The following is a 250-nucleotide window of genomic DNA, read 5'->3' as shown; positions in this document are numbered from 1 at the left end:
ACCAACACCCCTTGGTTATTCATTAGTGCAGCAAGCTGCGAAGTTTTAGAACCAGGTGCAGATGCCATATCAAGAACGTAATTAGTGTGCTCTATACTTTGTTTTAGTGCTATGGGGGGCAGCATAGAGCTTGCTTCTTGAACATACATAGCACCGCTAAGGTGAAGATCGGTATTGCCAAGTGCTAGGTTTTGCTCTTCTGCGGCAGGGCGCTCTAACCAAAAACCTTCCTCGCACCATGGAATAGGAG

At 46.8% G+C, this 250-nt stretch carries 1 protein-coding gene; it reads right to left on the bottom strand.

Annotation, left to right across the window (positions count from 1 at the left end; translation table 11 throughout):
• A partial coding sequence (locus tag AAEY83_RS17300; RefSeq protein ID WP_351061144.1) for a hypothetical protein occupies positions 1 to 250 on the bottom strand: 250 nt, incomplete at both ends.

The organism is Psychrobacter sp. TB20-MNA-CIBAN-0197, assembly GCF_040309765.1.
In the GTDB taxonomy this organism is placed as follows: Bacteria; Pseudomonadota; Gammaproteobacteria; order Pseudomonadales; family Moraxellaceae; genus Psychrobacter; species Psychrobacter submarinus.
The sequence above is the reverse complement of the archived record's forward strand: the minus strand, read 5'-3'. Positions and strand labels throughout refer to the sequence as shown.